The sequence below is a fragment of the Paenibacillus sp. QJM3NY_38 genome (genome assembly GCF_056173265.1).
Genome location: NZ_CM149665.1, coordinates 1,509,076 through 1,529,487, shown reverse-complemented (window position 1 = coordinate 1,529,487; position 20,412 = coordinate 1,509,076). Strand labels below are relative to the sequence as shown.

Annotated in this window: 16 protein-coding genes and 1 riboswitch; of the genes, 5 read left to right on the top strand and 11 right to left on the bottom strand. The window is 50.2% G+C overall.

Going from position 1 to position 20,412, the window contains the following annotated elements; genetic code table 11:
- Positions 1–102: 102 nt before the first annotated feature.
- Genes atzF through AC0VZ8_RS06645 form a run of 4 tightly spaced genes read right to left on the bottom strand, consistent with a single transcriptional unit; the run spans position 103 to position 6,838 of the window.
- Complete coding sequence (atzF, locus tag AC0VZ8_RS06660; RefSeq protein ID WP_475486436.1) at positions 103–1,836, bottom strand: allophanate hydrolase; 1,734 nt, start codon at positions 1,834–1,836, stop codon at positions 103–105.
- The gene (uca, locus tag AC0VZ8_RS06655) at positions 1,833–5,447 is read right to left on the bottom strand and encodes an urea carboxylase (RefSeq protein WP_475486435.1); all 3,615 of its coding nucleotides are present in this window, start codon (positions 5,445–5,447) and stop codon (positions 1,833–1,835) included. Before uca ends, atzF begins: the two co-directional genes overlap by 4 nt.
- Complete coding sequence (locus AC0VZ8_RS06650; protein WP_071221597.1) at positions 5,440–6,108, bottom strand: urea amidolyase associated protein UAAP2; 669 nt, start codon at positions 6,106–6,108, stop codon at positions 5,440–5,442. Before AC0VZ8_RS06650 ends, uca begins: the two co-directional genes overlap by 8 nt.
- A 7-nt stretch (positions 6,109–6,115) precedes the next feature.
- Entirely contained in the window at positions 6,116–6,838 is a 723-nt protein-coding gene (locus AC0VZ8_RS06645) for an urea amidolyase associated protein UAAP1 (RefSeq protein WP_071221185.1), read from the bottom strand.
- A 67-nt stretch (positions 6,839–6,905) separates the two neighbouring features.
- Positions 6,906–7,014: riboswitch (guanidine-I (ykkC/yxkD leader) on the bottom strand.
- Between the two features lie 257 nt (positions 7,015–7,271).
- Here AC0VZ8_RS06645 and AC0VZ8_RS06640 point away from each other — a divergent pair.
- Positions 7,272–8,603, top strand: a complete 1,332-nt coding sequence (locus AC0VZ8_RS06640; protein WP_071221186.1) for an APC family permease — start codon at positions 7,272–7,274, stop codon at positions 8,601–8,603.
- A gap of 255 nt (positions 8,604–8,858) precedes the next feature.
- On the opposite strand, the gene AC0VZ8_RS06635 is transcribed toward AC0VZ8_RS06640, so the two are convergent.
- The 3 genes from AC0VZ8_RS06635 to AC0VZ8_RS06625 form a co-directional block, all read right to left on the bottom strand.
- The gene (locus AC0VZ8_RS06635; protein ID WP_475486434.1) at positions 8,859–9,200 is read right to left on the bottom strand and encodes a hypothetical protein; all 342 of its coding nucleotides are present in this window, start codon (positions 9,198–9,200) and stop codon (positions 8,859–8,861) included.
- 59 nt (positions 9,201–9,259) lie between these two features.
- The gene (locus tag AC0VZ8_RS06630) at positions 9,260–11,515 is read right to left on the bottom strand and encodes an outer membrane protein assembly factor BamB family protein (RefSeq protein WP_475486433.1); all 2,256 of its coding nucleotides are present in this window, start codon (positions 11,513–11,515) and stop codon (positions 9,260–9,262) included.
- Positions 11,516–11,707: 192 nt separating this feature from the next.
- Positions 11,708–12,031 carry a hypothetical protein gene (locus tag AC0VZ8_RS06625; protein ID WP_475486432.1) on the bottom strand — a complete coding sequence of 108 codons (324 nt, stop codon included), beginning with the start codon at positions 12,029–12,031 and terminating at the stop codon, positions 11,708–11,710.
- A 271-nt stretch (positions 12,032–12,302) separates the two neighbouring features.
- Here AC0VZ8_RS06625 and AC0VZ8_RS06620 point away from each other — a divergent pair, with 271 nt between their 5' ends.
- From AC0VZ8_RS06620 to AC0VZ8_RS06610, 3 genes are all read left to right on the top strand, one after another.
- Positions 12,303–14,015, top strand: a complete 1,713-nt coding sequence (locus AC0VZ8_RS06620; RefSeq protein ID WP_475486431.1) for a DUF4127 family protein — start codon at positions 12,303–12,305, stop codon at positions 14,013–14,015.
- 306 nt (positions 14,016–14,321) lie between these two features.
- Complete coding sequence (locus AC0VZ8_RS06615; protein WP_194541295.1) at positions 14,322–14,663, top strand: sigma-70 family RNA polymerase sigma factor; 342 nt, start codon at positions 14,322–14,324, stop codon at positions 14,661–14,663.
- Positions 14,615–14,848 carry a hypothetical protein gene (locus tag AC0VZ8_RS06610; protein WP_475486430.1) on the top strand — a complete coding sequence of 78 codons (234 nt, stop codon included), beginning with the start codon at positions 14,615–14,617 and terminating at the stop codon, positions 14,846–14,848. Before AC0VZ8_RS06615 ends, AC0VZ8_RS06610 begins: the two co-directional genes overlap by 49 nt.
- Before the next feature lie 297 nt (positions 14,849–15,145).
- Here AC0VZ8_RS06610 and AC0VZ8_RS06605 read toward each other — a convergent pair whose 3' ends face one another.
- The 3 genes from AC0VZ8_RS06605 to AC0VZ8_RS06595 all read right to left on the bottom strand — a co-directional run bounded on the left by AC0VZ8_RS06605 (position 15,146) and on the right by AC0VZ8_RS06595 (position 18,411).
- Positions 15,146–16,354, bottom strand: coding sequence for a sensor histidine kinase (locus AC0VZ8_RS06605; RefSeq protein ID WP_475487651.1), 1,209 nt, complete (start codon positions 16,352–16,354; stop codon positions 15,146–15,148).
- A 30-nt stretch (positions 16,355–16,384) separates the two neighbouring features.
- A complete protein-coding gene (locus AC0VZ8_RS06600) occupies positions 16,385–17,077 on the bottom strand; it encodes a response regulator transcription factor (protein ID WP_475486429.1) in 693 nt (230 codons plus the stop codon).
- 149 nt (positions 17,078–17,226) lie between these two features.
- Positions 17,227–18,411 carry an acyltransferase gene (locus tag AC0VZ8_RS06595; protein ID WP_260067027.1) on the bottom strand — a complete coding sequence of 395 codons (1,185 nt, stop codon included), beginning with the start codon at positions 18,409–18,411 and terminating at the stop codon, positions 17,227–17,229.
- Positions 18,412–18,883: 472 nt separating this feature from the next.
- Here AC0VZ8_RS06595 and AC0VZ8_RS06590 point away from each other — a divergent pair, with 472 nt between their 5' ends.
- On the top strand, positions 18,884–19,630 hold the full coding sequence (locus tag AC0VZ8_RS06590) for a class I SAM-dependent methyltransferase (protein WP_475486428.1): 747 nt from the start codon (positions 18,884–18,886) through the stop codon (positions 19,628–19,630).
- A 216-nt stretch (positions 19,631–19,846) separates the two neighbouring features.
- On the opposite strand, the gene AC0VZ8_RS06585 is transcribed toward AC0VZ8_RS06590, so the two are convergent.
- A complete protein-coding gene (locus AC0VZ8_RS06585; RefSeq protein WP_071221197.1) occupies positions 19,847–20,335 on the bottom strand; it encodes a cation:proton antiporter regulatory subunit in 489 nt (162 codons plus the stop codon).
- Positions 20,336–20,412 lie beyond the last annotated feature (77 nt).

The window sequence follows — 20,412 nt, the reverse complement described above, 5'->3', positions numbered from 1 at the left end:
GTTATCCATGGAAGGAGCGGTCTATTTCTATTTTCTTGTTCAACGGATAAGCTGCACCTCGGAACAACGGGCACTATCCTCGTACAAGTTAAAGCATTCTGTTCACACATTCTCCATCACGTTTCTCCACCCTCCGGCAGAGGTTAGATCGAGCGCATCTTCTACGGCATACGACTCACAGACAAATCCTGAAACTAAGCGTCCATCGACCAATTCAATCTTGCCAATCCCCAGCGGGGCTGGAATGGAGGCTGTAAATATGCCGAAGGCATCAGCCGACATCTCCCACAGCTCTAAGGCCATCGATGAGCCCCCTTCTCTTACCCGCACGAGCCCAGGTTTGGGCGGGGCCGTCGGCAGTTGGAACAATTGGTACTTCGGAGCAGTTACGGCCTCCTCCACGAAAATTGCACCAAGCCCAGTCATTTGCGGTTCAAGTACCATCCCTCGCATGTGGAGTCCACAGACAGCCACGGTGATCAGCTCCGTCTGCTTCAGAAAAAAGCGCGACGCGGCCACCATATTAGCCTCCTCCTCAGGCAGCGTAAACAGCGTGATGCCAAACGGCAGACGATCCTTGGCAAAACCGGCGGGAATGGCAATCGCACTTAAATCAAGCAGATTGCAGTGGTTTGTGTACAAACCCATTTGGCTATTCGTTGCAATCGGATCAGTATTCACCTGCTCCCGGGTCCAAGTGCCTCCACATGTCGGAAGGACAAGCACACCGCCCTTAAGCATTTCTTCCGTATGACGACGAATGTCGGCCAGGCGGTGCTGTGCTTGAAATAACGTTGCTGCTGTAAACTCTGCCTTGGCTCCAGAGCGAAGAATGGTTTCAGTCACCGGAGTTGCCGAGCCGGGATGACTCTCGATGAAGTCCGCAAGATGTGACCATCGCTCCGCAACGAGAGGGCCTTCATAGAGCAGGGCAGCCGCTTCCTGCAGCAAGGATACATCCACCTCTTTTACTTTGACGCCGGATCGAATGAGGGTTTCCTTCGCCCGATTCCATGCCGCTTCATATTCTGATGCAAACGGGCCGAAGAACTGCGGCGGCTCCGATGGAAAGAGCCATGTGACTGGCAGCATAGGTCGGCCGAGCGGGCGGTCTTTGGAATACGGATCGCTGGCGAGGTACCCGCGAACGACTCCGTCCACCAGCTCTGCATCCTCTACGGAGCGGGCAAACACGGTGACGCAATCCAGGCTGCGGCATGCCGGGATCACGCCTTGTGAAGGCCAGGCGCCTACAGCCGGCTTGTAACCAACAAGCCCGTTCAGCGCAGCGGGCACCCGGCCCGAGCCTGCGGTATCCGTCCCCAACGCGAAGGCAGCCTGACCGCAGGCTACGGCAACGGCTGAGCCGGAGCTCGATCCGCCGCTGATTAACTCGGGACTCAGCGCATTATGCGTTGCGCCATATGGACTCCGCGTACCCACAAGTCCTGTGGCGAACTGATCCAGATTGGCCTTTCCAACAGGGATAGCTCCAGCCGCAATGAGTCTCTCGACAACAGCAGCATGTTGTTCCGGTACATAAGTGAAATCCGGGCACGCCGCGGTCACGGGCCAACCTGCCACCTCAATATTATCCTTGACCGCAAATGGAATTCCCCATAAAGGAGATTCAACCGGATTCAGATCGCTCAGCCGCTCCAAATACGGCTTTATCCGATCAAGCGTTGGCGGTAGAATCCAGATGCTGCTATCCCGCTCCCGATCCACCCGCTCAACAATAGCCATAATCACGTCTTCAGGCGTAAACCCGCCATGACGATACCCCTTCCGTAAAGCTTCAATCGATATCGCTGCAGGAACCGCTTCAATCGTCATGATACTGTCGCCTCCTCCTCCGCAGGATAAATGGCTGCAACGCAGTCACCGGCCCTTACCTGATCCCCGGATGATACATACACCGATGCAACTACTCCGTCAAATGGAGCCTGCTGCGGAAACTCCATTTTCATACTTTCTTCTATTATAATATCTTCACCCTTCCGAACCTTTTGCCCGGGTTGTACAAGCACCTTCCATACACTGCCGGACATGGAGCTGTTCACAGCGAGGCTTCCCTCCGGCAGCACTTCCTGCGCAAGTGCTGCGGCAGCTTCCGGCTCTGACACGTGTTCTGCAATCCCAAGCTCCTTCCAGTAGGCACGTTCCTGCTGAAATGCAGCCTGACGCGATTGCCTGAACGCCGAAGATTCCTCCTCAATGGTATTCAGCCAAGCCAAGTACTTGCCCAGATTAAATGTCGTCTCTTCGACTTCAACCTTGAATTCGCCGCGCGGAAAATCTTCTCTCATCTTCAACAACTCTTCTTCAGATACAGGATAGAACCGAATCTGGTCGAAGAAGCGCAGCAGCCACGGCTTGCCCTGCTCAAAATTTGCCGTATGCCGGAACTTATTCCACATCTGTACGGTACGACCGACGAACTGGTATCCGCCAGGGCCTTCCATTCCATATACACAGAGGTAAGCACCTCCGATGCCAACGGCATTCTCCGGGGTCCAGGTCCGGGCAGGATTGTATTTGGTGGTCACCAGCCGGTGGCGTGGATCAAGCGGTACCGCAACCGGTGCACCAAGATAAACATCTCCCAATCCCATGACTAAATACGAGGCGTTATACACAATTTCCGCCACCTCCTCCAGTGAACCGAGCCCGTTCATCCGGCGGATAAATTCCAGATTGCTTGGACACCACGGCGCGTCGGGGCGAACATTTTGCTGATAACGCTCAATTGCTAGCTTTGTGGCAGGATCATCCCAGGACAATGGGAGTTTCACGATCCTGGAAGGAACCTCAATCGAATCTAGCGTTGGCAGCGTAAGATCAATATCCATAATGAGCGCCACCGCTTCTTTCACGGTCATTCGGGCAGCATCCAGATGAATCTGCAGGGAGCGGATACCCGGCGTCATTTCGATATAAGGGATCTTCCCGCTATCTTTCACAGCCTGCATCAGCACATAGACCTGGAACCGGTACACCAGATCAAGCTCCCGCTCCCCGTACTCAATCAGAACATTCTCATCGCCAGAGCATCGAATGGCTATCGGGAAGCGTCTGCCTTCCTCCTCATAGGCGAGGAGCGGCATATACTCTTTCTTCGACTCTTTCGGAAGGGCAGGCAGTTTCGCCCCTCCATCCAGGTTATCCAGGAACAGCTCTTGTGCTGCTCTAAGCTGCCCCGCTTCCTCTACGGTGATTAACTTAAAGCGTACCTTATCCCCGGGACGAAGCTGACCAACCTTCCAGAACTCTGCCGTCGCCGTCGTTACCGGGCAGACAAATCCGCCCAGACTCGGGCCATCCGGTCCGAGCAGAATCGGCATGTCACCGGTCAAGTCCAGCGCACCAACGGCGTAGGCATTATCATGTATATTCGACGGGTGCAGTCCTGCATCGCCCCCATCCTCACGGGCCCATAGCGGCAAAGGCCCTATCAGACGGACCCCGGTCCTTGAGCTGTTAAAGTGAACCTCCCATTCGGTCCCGGTCAGCTGCTCCATATAGGCAGGCAGCAGATATTCCTCTGTACAATGAGGTCCCGGAATTACCCCGATGCTCCATTCCCGAGTCAATTCCGGACGGGACCGCATGGCCAGCGCACCAAGCGCTGTGCCAGTACCTTTGCGAACGCGCAGTACCGCACCTGTACGAAGCGCGCTGCCGGTATGACCGCCAAATCCGCCAAGCGTAAACGTGGATGCACTTCCAAGCGTAAGCGGCATGTCAAGCCCGCCAGCTACAAGAAGGTACGTGCGCATGCCCGCTGCCGCTTCACCAAGCACAAGGATGGAGCCTGAGCCTGCTGTAACTGGTGTGTACATGGGAACTGGGACCCCGTCCAGCGTCGCTGACATGTCCGCACCAGTCAGACAGAACTGCATGTCGCACCGGAACCGGTAGGTTCCGCCTCGAAGTGTCATTTCGAGACCGGCTGCCCCTTTTTCATTGCCGAGCAAACGGTTGCCGATCCGGAAGGCCAAGGCGTCCATCGGCCCGGAAGGGGGAACTCCGATATCCCAATAGCCGATTCTTCCCGGAACATCCTGTACCGTTGTCTGAACTCCCCCATCCAGCACTTCAATAGCACGCTCGGGGGGCTGGAATCCGTTTAACATATTAGTATTTACGAGACCTTCCGCAAAAGCATCCGTGTGCAAAAAGGCTTCGATGTAAGACTGATTTGTCGTCACGCCATAGACTCGGAGCTCCTGCAGAGCGGTAATCATCGCTTCAATTGCATCCTTACGGGTCTTTGCATGCACAATAATTTTGGCCAGCATCGGATCATATAGCGTCGTTACCTCTAGTCCGCTCTGAATCCATGTCTCGACCCGCGTGTTCTCAGGCCATACCATGCCGTCGATCCGGCCGTCACCCGGACGGAAGTCATTGGCACAATCCTCCGCGTAGAGCCTTACTTGAAGACTGTGACCTTGGGGCTCTCGAACCCGACCACCCAAATCGCTTAAGTCTCCGCCTGCCTCACGAACCATCCACTCCACCAGATCAATCCCGAGCACTTCCTCCGTCACTCCATGCTCGACCTGAAGCCGGGTGTTCACCTCAAGGAAATAATACTGCTCCTGCTCCGGATCATACAGGAACTCCACGGTTCCCGCGCTGCGGTATCCAGCGGCAAGCGCCAGGCGGCGCGCACTCTCATGCATCTCCCTACGTACATCCGCAGGCAGCAGCGGTGCAGGCGTCTCCTCAATGATCTTCTGGTTGCGGCGCTGCACGGAGCAGTCGCGCTCCCCAAGCGCTACCGCTTCCCCATCGCCATTACCGAAAACCTGCACCTCGACGTGCCGTGCACGCGCGATGTATTTTTCCAGGAACACGCCGCCATCGTTAAAGTTCACCGTAGCCAGCCGCGTTACCGAATCATATGCGTCACGTAGAGTAGCTTCATCTGCACAGATCCGCATCCCGATGCCGCCGCCGCCCGCTGTACTCTTGAGCATGACCGGATACCCGATTCTCCCCGTATGTTCAATTGCTTCCTCCAGCGACTTCATCAGGCCGGTCCCCGGCAGCATCGGAACCCCTGCCTTCTCTGCCATGGAACGGGCCGTATGCTTAAGGCCGAACAGCTCGATATGGTCAGGTGTTGGCCCGATAAACGTGATTCCTTGCTCCACGCAGGCTCTGGCAAAAGCAGCGTTCTCGCTCAGGAATCCATAACCGGGATGAATGGCATCGGCTCCGGTCTCACGAGCAACTTGCAAAATAAGCTCAGCATTGACATAACTCTCTTTGGCAGGGCCTTCTCCTATCAGTACCGCTTCATCTGCAAACTCCACATGTAGGCTGTCGCGATCTGCTGTCGTGTACACAGCAACCGATGAGATGCCCATGCTCCGCAAAGTGCGGATAATCCGTACTGCAATCGCGCCGCGGTTAGCGATCAGAATTTTGTTAAACATCCCCTTTACCCCCTTCTTCATCCCAGATCAGAACCTGTGCGGGAGTTGGGTTGTAAGCATTGCAAGGATTGTTGAGCTGAGGGCAATTGCTGATGAGCACGGTGACCGGTGCAAGTGCAGTCAATTCTACATAGCGTCCTGGACCGGATACGCCATCTGCAAAGGTGAGCTCCCCCTCCGGTGTGACCGGCACATTCATGAAGAAGTTCACATTCGGGGCCAAGTCCCGCTTCGTAAATTCATGTCGCTGGGACAGCATAAGCATGAATGTATCCCGGCAGTTATGCATCGGCAGCGTATCATGCGAATAGCGGACGGTGTTGCTCTGTGCCGAGCACGCACCGCCAATGGTGTCGTGACGACCGCAGGTATCTGCCGTAATCTTCAGCAGTTCCCGGCCTGATTCTGCAATTAGCAGAGATCCTGTCGTTAAATACAGATTCTGCTGTCCTGTAATCGTTCGGATCGCACTGTAATGATCACCCGGATCTTCTGTGGAGTAGAACAGGGTATCCACCGCTTGGTTCCCTTCCACATCCACGATCCGCAGCACTTGACCGGGAAGCAGATCATACAGCCATCCTTCTCCTGCTGGAATCGTCTTATCATAAACAGCATTCGCTGGATTCCGTTTGCTGCGTGTCGGCTCAAATGTACTCATGCCCATATTAATTCGCCCCTTTCATTAAAGCATAAGCGCTCCACGTATTTTCAAAAGCACGCCGATTCTCACCGCAATGCTGTACGCAAGAATCATCTTCCTGCACTGCCTCCGCATCGGTCACTCGGATCTCAACCGCCGCATCCGGGTAGTCCGGGGACGGGTCGAGCAGGTTCGGTGTATTGGAGAACACCACCAGCACATCCATTTCCGTACGCAGTGTCACAGAACTTCCTGCCGTTTCCTGCTCCTCATACCGCAGGGTCCCATCCAGCTCGCAAACCACTTTGGAGAAAAAATTAACCGGAGCGCTCAGATCCCGCGGCGTAAGCTGGTGGCGGTACATTTCCACAATCAGATTTTCCTCTCCGCTGCGCAGCCAGGCGTTCCGCTCATTCTGGTAGCTGGTACGACCATACTTCTGGTCCGTACTCTGCCGGGTGGTATAACCCGATAACGGATCATGCCAGCCGACCGAATCCCTGGTGATAGATGCCAGCACTCTCCCCTGGTCACTCATTAGCACATGTCCCGCCGTGAGCATCGCGGTATGCTGAGCCTTCAGCGTATCCGGCATATTGTAGCGCTCCGAAGGATACGGAGCATGGAAGAGAAGGGTCGACAGATTCGCCCGGTTACCGGCTGCCGTCAGCGTCATGGATTTTCCTCTGCTGATATAAGCAGACCACTTGCCGCCTGGTTGAATGGTGATTGAAAAGGATGATGTCATCTGAATTCCTCCTGTTATAAAAAAATAGAAAAAAGCCCGGGAGAAACATCAAAGATCATTTGATAGATTCTCCCGGGCTTTTTTCCCGCCGTGTACATCGACCATTCGAGCATCGATGCGTTTTCTCTCGGACCAGTCAACCGCAGAGGCGATTCGGAACCCTAGAAAACATTGTTATTCAATTATTTATGTTAAGTATCCTAACACAATAAATTATACCCTGCAACAAAAACAAGCTAAAAAATAAATTTTGTTTGTGTTTTTCAGCTTGAAACTCACAATTATGTAAGGTAAATGAACATAAACACATTGAATTCACTTTGATCCGTGAAAAAAAGGCTTGATTTTTTCTGAAAGCCCTGTAAGAATGTGAGATGTCATGACATATGTTTCGATTTGCCTTAGATTCATTCTCATTGGAGGAGGAAAACGCATGTCACAAAATATAACATTAAAGCGAAATCTATCCCTTTCCCATGTCGTGACGATGGGCTTGGCCTGGATGTCACCTATGATTTTTTTCACGAGTTTCGGAGTACTCCATGAAGGATCAGGGGGGATGCTGCTAGCGGCTTACATGCTTGCATTTATTGCTATTGTGTTTACGGCTGCAAGCTATGGCCAGATGGCCCGGGCTTTTCCAGTGTCAGGTTCAGCCTATACCTATGTGACCAAAGCGATGAATCCCTTTCTAGGTTTCCTTGTCGGTTGGGCCGTACTGCTCGACTACCTGTTCTCCTGCATCATCGCTGTGCTCATGTTCGGCATTAACTTGAATGCCCAATTCCCGACCGTGCCTTCGGCCCTATGGGTTACTCTGTTAACCGTCATCGTAATGACCATCAACATTATCGGCATCAAAACCTCCGCCAATGTCAATAAAATTTTTGTACTGATGCAGATTGTTTTTATTGCCGGCTTCTGCGCCCTTCTCGTATATAAAGCCATGCAGGGCGGCATAACGGCTGGCCTGAATCCTTTTGCCGCAAGTGAGGGAGTCTCCTTCTCGGCGATTCTTGCCGGCGCTTCGCTTGTATGCTTCTCCTTCCTTGGGTTCGATTCTATTACCACAATGGCTGAAGAAACCAAGGATCCGAAAAAAACCATCCCCCGTGCCATCATCATCATTGTGGTCCTGGCCGGACTGATGTATTTTGTCACCGCTTATTTGATCCAACAGCTGTATCCGTCCTTTGCCTTTGGCAACATCGACTCTGCAGGTTTTGAGCTCATGCAATCCATCGGCGGAGGCGCGCTCGCATCGGTCTTCACCTTTGTGATCATCTTCTCGGTCCTGTCACAAGGCATGTCCTCGATGACCACCGTCACCCGCCTGCTGTTCGTCATGGGCCGAACGTCCCTGCTGCCGAAGAAATTCGGTTCCATCCATCCCAAATACCGCACGCCTGTTTTCAACATTGTGCTCGCCAGTATCATCTCGCTGTCCGCCATGTTTGTCAGCCTGGAGACAGCTATCAAATTCGTGAATTTCGGCGCCCTAACCGCCTTCCTGTTTGTGAACGTGTCCGTCATCTTTCATTACATCATCCGTGAAAAACGACGCACGCCCACAGACCTGCTGCTGCGCCTGTTATGTCCGTTGCTGGGTGCCGGCTTCGTGTTCTATCTGATCACGCTGCTGGATCTCTCCTCCCTGATGCTCGGCTCCGGCTGGCTTGTAATCGGGCTGGTCTACTATTCCATCAAACGGGTAAAATCCGTTCAGCATGAGGTGCCTATCCCTGAGGCTGAGAGTGCGGTGTGAACTCCATGGAATCAGGGTTGATTAGAAGCGAAAACCCCCTGGCTCCGGGTTAAGGAGACAGGGGGTTTTTATCCGCTGTTTATGAACCTCATCTCTTGTCAGAATGTAAGTCTTTCAAATCTAGTGCATTCGAACCAGGAATATAATACCATTGAATAGAAATGAAACCATATCAAAATTTGCAAGATTGCAGAAAACCAAAAACGCCCCCGCATCTGTCGCCAGACGCCAGGGACGCTTATCCATCCATTCGTTTTATTCCATGCGCTCAAACACCTTGAACCTTTGGCCTTCCTGCAATGCCACCAACGTATGTTCATCGACTACGTAGATTTCCGTGCCTTCCGGCAGCTCGTTCGACGATAAATGCGTATCCGGGTATTGATCTGGTTCGAGCCGCTTCTGAATCGTGCCCGCTAAGGTCAAATCCGCCTCAGCAAAAGCCTCGGCACCCTCAATGCCTTTTCCGATATACTCTTGGTCATCGTACTTTAACAGAGACGCATAACTGGCCGACTGTTTGCTGCCGCAGCCCAAACATAGGATCAACAATAGGCTGATGATCGAAATCCCTGCTATCTTAAGCCTCTTGCCCATCAGTCTTCCTCCTTTGCGAACGTCTCCCTACGGTTTTTGTCATTTATCGATAACAGCTATTACAGCTCATCCAAGCGTTCCTTTAATGCCCGGGCATCATAACGAATAAAAGCTCCGTTGACCGTGCCGACGAGCACTTCCCGTTCCGTTACGTTCAGCGCGCCGTTCTTGGCATACACCTCTCGCAAATCGACGCTGCCGGTGATTACGTTATGCAATCTGCCCAAGCTCCTGCCGTCTTCCTTGTTCAACACCACGAGATCGCTTCCCAAACTTACCAGCAGGTACGAATCCATGAATCCGTAGCTGCTGCCAACCGGATGGGACAGATCGTCGCCCGCTTTGGAAATGGTCTCCATTTTCCATATGATGCTACCGCTCTCTATATCCACCGCTGCCGGAATGCCGTTCAACGTAAGGTAGACCCGTTCTCCCTCGATGACGCCGCGTGCGGCTTTGCCTCTCACGGTCCACATTTCCTTATCTTCCAGGCTGTCATACAATACGCTTTCGTAAGCGGTAGCCCCGCTGAAATACTCCCCGTTCAGCGCACGCTGCACCAATAGATACCGCTCATTCAGCACCTCGAACCTTTCCATCTCACGGGCCGGATACACGGCTTCGCGCGCCCCGGTTTCCGTATTGAGCAGAACCCATTCCTTGCCAAGCAGCATCCATCTTGTTGTCATATCCACAGGAGATACCGGATTGTAGCGATACCCTCCGATAAAATACGGATCTTGGGTCGGATCGTCCATAACCCTCTTACCAACCTTTACATTCCATGCCGCTTTGCCGGTGACCGGATCGTAAGCGGTAAGCTGTCCGTTCTGCTCGACGAGCACATACGGATCACCCGATCCTGCATTCAGCAAGCGGTGTTCGCCGGACAACGTCTTTTTCCAACGCAGCTTTCCGGTTTCCTGATCCAGCACGCTCAGCATGCTTTTGGTTTCGTTCAGATTCAAAGCCTCATCCAGAATAATTGTATCGGCCGCAGCCGTTATTGTCAGGCCAAATTCATTCTTCGGCTTAACCTCCCACAACACTCTTCCATCCGACATTCGAATATGCCTCACTCTGGCCACATAATCCTTAACCTCCGGGTTATAAGCCGAGTACATCGTAACATGCTTCCGCTCCTTATCCGTGAAAGCCGTATACCAGCCAAATCCCGCATCCTCCTGCCACAGCTTCTTGCCGGTGCTGCGGTCAATCGCATACAGGGAAGAATTATCGTGCATCCCGCTGTATCCGCCATCATCTCCCTTGAGGAGCAGGACATCCTCGCTTGCCTCAAGCAGGAAGGTGAAATTCAGATTGCCCTGATTTCGCCAGTCGGGTTCAGCTTCAATCGTCTTTTGAGGCGGCACGGCGGCAAAACGATAGGTAAACTCGTAATCATCGCCAGGACTGTAACTCCGCGCAAAGGATCCGGTCCCAGGGATTACCCACTCGCTGGATGTCAGCTTTCCGGATGGGGAGAACGTCACGGTATAATGGACATCCCGCTGCTCATATCTCCAGGTGTTGCCGAGTATCATCGGTTTATTGGAGCTCATCTCCTGATTCCGCGATGTCTCCCTTACCTGCGGCTCACCGAGCAGCTTTTTCACGTATGAAGAAGGAGTCCCTTTCTTAAAAAGAAGCTCCGTCAAGTTGCGTACCACATCCGTCGTTACTTCCGAATTTCCATCGAGCAGCCCATCAGGCATCGCCTTCTTGGCCGTTATGTCCTTACCCTGTACCCACATCATTGCCGGGCGGTAGATCCGGTAATCTTCCTTCCACTTGGAAGGTGCGACCATGACGCCGTACCAGTCCTTCCACTGCGCTACGGCGATGAGCGACGTTCCGGTTTGGGATACCGGCCATTTCATTGCGCTTCCAGGAGCAAGATATATATTACCGCTGCTGCGCAGTTGAAGCGAGAGCGGGAACGTTTCTTTCACTTGGGCTGCTTCCTTGGATACATACCATGTCGGGAGCCACAAATCTCCCCGGGAATCGGACTGAATAAAGGCTAATTCCCCTTTCACGGAGGTAAGCCGGAGCCTCTCTCCCTTGGCGCCGTAATAGCTCACCTTGAGATTTGTCAGATGGCTATTCTTACTAAGCGCATTAGGAAACAATGCAGCCTTCTGCTGAATCGTAACCCGTTGGCCGGATGTAAAGCCCTCAGCTTCTGCAGCATCAGCGAATACGACATGTGCGCTTTCCTGTGTCCGCTGAGTTGGGTGCCCAACAAGTAAAATACAGACGGCTGCCGTTATTCCGATGAATAGTCGCTTTCGGATCGATACGCGTAAACTCACAGAAACCATCCTCTCCCATACAAGCCTATATAATGTAAACGCTATTATAAGGCAAACTGTTCCAAAATCAAAACAAAAAAACTCCCTTCCAGGAAAGGAGTCTATCCATCTCTTATTGCCCATGTACATTCACAAAAGATTCTCGTTAAAATGATTCTTGCTGCAAATTCACAATTAGCCGTCTTCTCCGCATTATCGTACCTCCATACGCCAACTCGCTTCGGATAGAGTACGGCTCGGCGTTGGCCTGCCTATCATTATTCTGGTGCGGTTCGTCACCCCGTCCGATATGTCCCCCCATAACTGCTCGAGAAAGGATGCTGGAGTCATTGACGTGCTTCTATTGCTTGCTGTCACCATCCCCTGAGCGGATCGATTCTCAATCCGCGTATCTTCGCGGGACATTTTGAACTCTGCACATCCCGATATCAACATGACACCAACAACCATCACAATGATTGCCGGCCATGCCATCGTAAGCCTGATATTCCGTTTCGCATGATGTATGGATCCCATCCCGACTGCCTCCTTATGTACGTTCCTGAAGGAAAGTATAAGGAACACATCTTACCATTCCATGGTCCAAAATCTTAACGAATACTTAAATAAAGCTGAACAATTACCTTCGCCACGTTATAACAGATCTTAGCAAGCTTATTCGAACTCCTTTTCTACCCCTTTTTTTGGACTGCTTAATGAAAAAAACTGATTTGTGGTTGTAAAAGGAATGGGAAATTCACCTATATATATGAAGGCCCATTAAACCATATATAAGGAGAGTTGACCAATGAGAAATGTATTGTATGTACCCTTGGATGACCGCCCGGTAAACCTTGATGATGTAATCAAACTAGGACAAGCCTCAGGCTTGAACCTGATAACTCCTCTTGCTGCAGATATTCGTAACCGGCTCGATTCGGTCGCAGAAGCTTCAGGCAGCCAACTTATAGGCACCTCGGCACCTACCTTTGGTAAACCGGAAGATATTCGTCAGTTCATATTGAGTCACGCCTCTTCCGTCCAGGGTTTTATTATTTCGATCGATATGCTCGTTTATGGAGGCTTAATCGGTAGCAGACGTTTACGAACAAGCGGAGGAGGGACGTATCCCCATTATGATTCAGGGACAGCAGACTTGCTTGACGTAATCCGCGAGATTAAACAGCTTTATCCCAACAAGCCAATCTATGTGTTGGATACCATTATGCGACTCGCTACGACCACATATGTGGAAGGACTCTCTTACAACGCGTACACAGAGTCTCGCAGTCTCATGGGGATAGCTCGCAAAAAATATACAGACTTCAACGATATTTTGAACGGCTATAATATATCCAGTGATGGCACCGAGTTGGGCGATACCGTCCACTTCAATAAAACCCATTACTACAATACAAGGCAGCATAAGTTTAAAACCAATCATTATGTCTTGGACAGCCTTGTATGTCAGGGTTATATTGATTTCCTGGCCGTTGGGGTGGACGATGCGAATAAAGAAGGCGTGCAAATCAATGAAATTCGATTTGTGGAGAACTACATCGATCGTTATCTAGGCGGTTGTGAGGGGCAAAATCCGAATCGTGCCATTATATTGCCTGATGCAGATGGCTTGGGTCATTCTCTGGTAGCACGGATGGCTAATCAATTGCATCGGGAAGGAAGAAAAACGCAAATTTCGGTGCAATATTTCGGTCCTCATGGATCCACAATCATCAACAACTATGAATACATGACTGTTCATCAGAATATTCTTCGTCATATTGATGTTGTTGGTGGCCAATGTGTCACTAGCACACCAAACATTGAAATCCTGGCAATCACAGACGAAACACAGGTGTCCAGTGCCGTAAGCCGTATCCATGCCAATGGAACAAACTTCGTAGCAACTGTGGTTATGGATTTCACGGGAAAAGGCTCTGCCAATCCAACGGTAACGGAAGCGCTGCTAGACAGCCAGTACACGGGACGCCTATTGGGTTATAGTGCATGGAACACTGCCGGGAACCTTATGGGCATCTCGCTTGGCATGGGACAAGCGCGCTACGCTTTTATGGTGTCAGAGACCTCTGCCTCCGTATTGAATATGGCCGTGAACGCTCATGGGTCACTACTCTTCAAACGATTTTTGAAGGATTATTATTATAAGAGGCTTGCTGTAGTCGATGTCCGAAGCTATTCCAGAACTCCAAGCAATATTCGTTACGATAATCTTCAAGCCTCGTTCGCTGATCAAAACATGCGTCTCTTTAACACAGAACCAGCTTACCAGCAAGTGTTCACGATTCTTCGAGATCAAATGCAGATCCACCAAACAACGCTGGCCGGAAGGAACGCTTTCCTGATCGGTGCCCCCACTCCGACATGCAATGTCAAACAAATAAAGGGGGCTTTGTGGACATTGTCAGAATACGACAGTGCTTCGCTGGTTTATGACAATCCTGATTTCATCTGGTGGCGCGCCTTTGAGATCACGCTCAACCCTAAGGTCACACTCCAATAATATGAGAATGAAAAAGGACAGCTCGGGCTTTTAAAATGTACCCCGTAGAGTAAACACCTAAAAAAGGTCTACTCTACGGGGTACATTTTATTTATCGGAGCTGTCCTTTTTCTATTGTCCTTTTTATGAGTGGATTTCTACAGTAAATTCAATAATTCAACTTATAGAGTAGATTACCATTTCACAATAGATGTAAAAAATGGTACAATAAAACGGGAACAAACGTTCCTGTTTTGTAATTCGTTAGCTTTCTCTTTTTCCCTAAATAATGAATACGATGATAGACAGGCATAGGAGGGACGCGTTATGAAAAAGCATATAACAGCATACGAGCGCTATAAAACTGAAATTTATCGAATTGGTTGGAGAATACAATATCAGGCTAAAAAACTTAGAAAACGAGAAACGCTATACCCTGATTTTAGTACCGTGCAAACGGGGTCATTTCATGCTAGATCCGATGACCGCATTTGGATTGGTCAATTACTGGATTCATTGCCCCCTCAAGGAAGAACCATTATATATAAACTCTTCTTAGAAGACCTCACTGAAGCGGAAGTAGCCAAGCAGCTCCATATCTCTCAACAGGCGGTGAACCGATGGAAAAGAAAAATGATCCAAAAGTTATCTCAGATCGCGAATTCATGATTTTGCTGAAAGCTGCAAAGCAGAATGAAGATCAAGCCATTCTGCAACTCATTGATTTATACAAAGACGATATAATGAGAATCAGTCAATATATCTATATGCCTCAAGAGGATGCCATATCAACGATTGTCCTGGAGTTTATGGAAGTGATTCGAGAGAACAATGATACGTCTGAGACAGACTGAATTTCTTTTGAACCCTTTCCCGGTTCAGAGCGAATATAAAGATGGGACGCTTTATTCTATCGACCATCCAGTTCAGGTTTACGACGAACACGGTTAATTGTCTGCCTTGTGAATCAAACGACTTCTCTCCCTTTTTCCTTTTTCCAATATAACAACAAACCCAGTACCTCCCGAGGCACTGGGTTGTGTTTTATAGAAATTGCATTCGTTTTGCAGTGCCCTCATTAAGGGGCACACATTCAAGATCACATCCTGTTTTCCTGGGGAAATAGGCAATACAGGAAGTTGAAGCAGTCGCTATACGACTTTAGGAAACCTCGTTTCAAAAGTCGTTCGATGCCGATCGCTCCGCACCCGGATTTCGCCGCCCTGGACTTCCACTATGCTCTTCGTAATGGCCAACCCCAGGCCGGTGCCACCGGTCTGCTTCGAACGGGAAGCCTCTACACGGTAGAAGCGGTCAAAGATGAACGGCAAATCCCGCTCGGGAATCGGATCGCCATAGTTGGTGAAGCTGATGCTCACCTGATTGCCATCGCTGCGGACGGCAATGTCGATCCTTTTGCCCGACTCCCCGTAACGGATCGCATTGGATATCAAATTCTCGTAAGCCCGGACGAGCTGGGCGCCGTCTGCCCGAACCACGAGCCCTTCCTCTGCAGCAAGCTTACATTCCAGCCCCGCTTTCTCCAGGGCAGGAACGAATTCCTCGATCAGTTGTCTCATGAACTGAGCCATATCGATCTCCCGGATATCCAGCGGAAGCCCGTTATTAATCCGGGTGTATTCGAATAAATCATCAATCAGCTTCTTCAGACTTTGCGCCTTCTCATAAGCGATATTTACGTAATATCGCAGCTCCACTTCATCCTGGTACCGATCTTCCTCGATAACCTCCAGAAATCCCAGTATCGATGTAAGCGGCGTCCGCAAGTCATGGGAAACTCCCGTAATCAGATCATTCTTTGTTTTCTCCGCGTTACGCTCCTCCAGAATGGATTGGTGAAGCTGCCTGCTCATCTGATTGATGCTCTCGGCCACCTCACCCAGCTGGCTGCCTGACTGAACCGGAATGTCGATGTCGAAATTCCCCTTGGCAATCTCGCGAAGCCCATTCCTGATTTCCTCCAGATAAACGTTCAACTGATCGGTCATGCGGTTTATGCTGGAAGCGACGACGCCTAATTCGTCTTGGGATTTGAGCTCGATTCTGGAATCGAATCGGCCCGCCGTAATGTCCTGAAGACCGGTCTGAATCTTCTGCAGATCAAGGACAAACCACTTCGTGCTCACATAATAGCTGACCAAAAAAAGAATAATGCCTGCAACCAGCATAACCGGATCCGAGCCAATGTTGTTAATGATCCAGACGAGCGGCGGCTTGATGGCCGGAATAGAGAGTATCAGCGTGCTTAATGCGTAGAGTATGATAAGCAGGGCGGCCGTGATGCCGATGCTGGCAAGCAGCATAAGCAGCATCTTCAGGCGGATGCTATGAAGCTTCATTATTTTCAAGTTCGTCACCTCTGCTTAAGTTTACTCTATTTTATAGCCAATCCCCCACACCGTCTTAATATATACCGGCTGCTGCGGATCCTTCTCGATCTTCTCGCGCAGCTTGCGAATATGTACCATGACTGTATTTTTCGATTCCATGAACGGTTCGTTCCACACCTCGGTATAAATCTTGTCCATGCTAAGGACGAGTCCGCGATTGATGGCCAGCATATGCAGCAGAGCAAATTCGCGGGGCGTCAGCTTAATCTCAACGCCTGCCACCGTCACCCGGTGGGAAGCGACATTAATAACCAGCTCATCGATCTGGATTTCGTTCTCATCCCTCACCGAATTACTGTTCAGCTGTTTGTATCGGCGGAGCTGCGATTTGATTCTTGCGATCAATTCCAGCGGGCTGAACGGCTTGGTCACGTAATCATCCGCGCCGATGCTGAGTCCGGCGATCTTGTCAATCTCCTGACTCTTTGCCGAGAGCATGATGATCGGCGTGTTGTTCTCCTCCCGAATTCTCATGCATGCCTCAATGCCATCCATCTGCGGCATCATGACATCAAGGATGATCAAATCCACTTTATGGGTTCTTAGAATCTCCAGCGCTTCCAGGCCGTGAGATGCGGTGAGCAGCGTGTAGCCCTCATTTCTGACGTAAATCTCCATCAATTTCAAAATTTCGGTTTCATCATCAACCATTAATATCGTAACTCCAGACATGGCTCCTCCTTGATCAACGGCTGCCAGAACAACGCCGTACGGCGTCATTCTTCACGGATGTCAGACTGCGTGGTGGTAATGGTTGTCTCTTCGCTTCGCCAGAGCCATGCCCTCGTCTTCGGATACGTCCTGGTTTGCCATGAAGCAGACTACGAACCGGAAAGCGGCACAGACGGCGAATCGACTGATTTAACCGACTTCTTCGCCTTCGGAATATTACCGAATATCACCCATGAGCCTGGTATATATCGAACCGTCAATTCCACAACGATCCATGAACAGACTAATGCTGCCGCAAAACCGCCTGCGTACCACAGGTGGGTTAGCATTGAATTCCCCGTAGTTAACGGAAACTCCCGGTAGACGAGCAGAAAGAACGGATGAATGAGATATATCCCGAAGGATACGGCACCCAGTCTTTCCAGCGCCGGCGTCCATCCCCGCACCCCTGCCCGATAAAAAAGAATCGCAAGCTGGAGCAGAACGAGCGCCCCCAGGTACGTATGCATATTCCACAGCAACTCATACAGCGTTGAATTATACCCGGTTCCATGCAGCCGGCTGTTGTAATAAATGTACACATGCCCGAGACCGGCCGCCGCCCATGCGATCCACAGCACTACCCAGGCGGTAATGCGATGAGGCCGTGCGTTCCCGCGGCTAATAACAAGCCAGGCTTTCAGTTTCGGGTAATAGACGCCGATAAAAGCACCCAGCATGAAATAGGCAATATAGGACAATGCCCAGCTTCCTTTATTCGGTACCTGCCAATAATACTTATTCATTAGTATAAACGTCCACTGGATCACCAGTCCAATCGGTATCGCCCATTTCGCCAGCTGGGGCATCTTCTTGAACAGCCATAATACAAGCGGAAACAGCACATAAAACTGAATGCTGATAAATACGAAATAGAGATGCGTATACGCTTTGCCCGTCAACAGCTTTTGCACAAAGCTCTCCATCGTCTCACCGAACGGCCTGCCCTGATAATGCAAATAGTGCAGCAGCGCGAAGTAGAACACGGAGAACAGCGTATACGGAATGATAATATACAGCAGTCTTTTCTTGTAAAATCCGCCGATCAGCTTCTTCGTTGTGGGACGGTCATAGTAATTATAGAAGAGTACCAGACTGCTCAAAAATATAAATGTCGGCGTTCCGAATTTCATGAAGATGTTCATGAAATTGTACATAAAAAAGTAGTTGGAAGCCGTCATCGCAGATACGGCATACGATGTGGAGTGAACGGACAGCACGCCGATGATGGCAAATGCGCGTACCAATTGCAGCTCGGGAAGACGTTCCCTTGACAAAGATTTTAATTTGTTCATGACAGTACCCTCTCATCTTTAAAATCCGATTATTCTCGTTCCTTGAACAGATTCATCAAGTATAGTAGACAGTTCTTAACGCCATACTTCCAAATTCTTATCATTTGCTTAAGATTATGGTCCTTCCTCCTAATAAAATTCTCCTTGATCATGAAGAATCCTTGGACTTACAATAAGAAAAACATCTATCGACGTACTTTCTCAGAAGACAGACCGCGTATAGCGGAAGTTTTTCTTGCGAGATAAGGATGGTAAGCCTCTGAAGCTTATACTTTTTTATCTCTTAAAAATAATCTTTCAGAATTGAGGTGAATTGGATGCTGATTAGGATCCTTGCCGTTCGAAGTAGCTAGGCCCGGTCTATCATACTGGACCGGGCCTAGCCAGAATCACAGTAGCTGGCTGCGAACGAATAAGAGACGATCTGTTTTCAGCATCCCATTTTATCTCATATGGAAGGTGAACAATATAAATGAATTCACAGGAATACAAGCAGTTTTATGATATAGTAGGAGCCCTAAACGGCTGGGACTTCAGCCAGCTAAGATGTATCTCGGAGGGTATGGAGTGGGATTTTTACGATGAGGTCGGCAAATTATGCAAATCATCCGATGTGGTGCTTGATATCGGCACTGGTGGTGGAGAGAGCTTGTTGTCCATTGCCGACCAAGCAGCCCTGCTGGTTGGAATCGATCTTTCCCATTCGATGATAGAGACTGCCCAGAGTAATAAACGGAAGGCTTCGGCTTCCAATGTACGCTTTATGCAGATGGATGCAGAGTCGCTTCAATTTTCGGAGGCGTTTTTCAATTTGATCTCTTGCAGACACTCCCCTTTTCGTGCATCAGAGGTGGGAAGAGTACTAGAAGAGGATGGCGTGTTTTTGACGCAGCAGGTTCGCGAATCTGATAAAGCCAATCTGGCTCAAGCCTTTGGCAGAGGGCAATCTTCCCGTGAAGACGGCGCTTTAAAGGATCAATATATGGAGGAACTTCGGCTTGCCGGGTTCCGCAATATCCAATATGCCGAATACGATGCGGATGAATACTATGAGCGTGAAGAGGATCTTATCTTTCTGCTGAAGCACACGCCCATTATCCCCGGGTTTGGGCAGGAGGAATCGGATTTTCGCATCCTGCAGCAGTTTATCAGTGACCATCGCACAGATCGGGGAATCCGGACGAATTCCGCCCGGTTTATGATCGTGGCCCGGAAATAACCGGCCCCTCTGGCAATCCATAACCCGCAGCATCCCGCTGGTAAACATAAAAAGCGCACAAGGGCCGCAGCCCTTGGCGCTTTTTCTTATGCAAAACAGCTTCGGATATCATCCCTTTGATGAATAGGTTGCCCTCCACATAAAAAAGCAAGCCCCTCGCAAAAGGAGAAGCTTGCTTTCGGTATGGTTTATCAACCCATCGGCCATGGAGTGCTATTAGCCGTTAACCAGCAACTCTTTCAGCTGCTTGATCTGCTTACGCTCGCCCGCTAGCACCAGCGTCGATCCGGCTGTCAGGATGTCGTCCGGACCCGGATTGATTTTCTGCTCTTTCTTGTTCACAATCGCTAATACATTAGCACCTGTACGTTGACGAACCTGAAGCCCCGCAATGGATTGTCCGACGCATTTGTAATGCGGCTCGATGCGTGCCCATTCGATGATCAGATCCTCGAGTGTCACCTCGATGGTCTCGAGCGCTTTCGGTTTATACGTCATGCCGCCGATGATGCCGGCGATTTGTCTAGCCTCATCATCCTCTAATGTAATCTGGGAGATGGTCTCCTCAGGATCGTCATCTTCAAAATGGTACAGCTCTCTACGGCCATCGTCATGAATAACAATAACCAGCTTATCCCCTGATCTCGCCTGAATAAGGAACTTCTTACCGATACCCGGCAGATCAGATTCGCGAATAATACTCATGTGAAAATCCTCCGTTCTGGGGTTAATTCAATCTCTAGATTATATAGATTACTTGGAAGAAAGTAAATCAGCCCAGC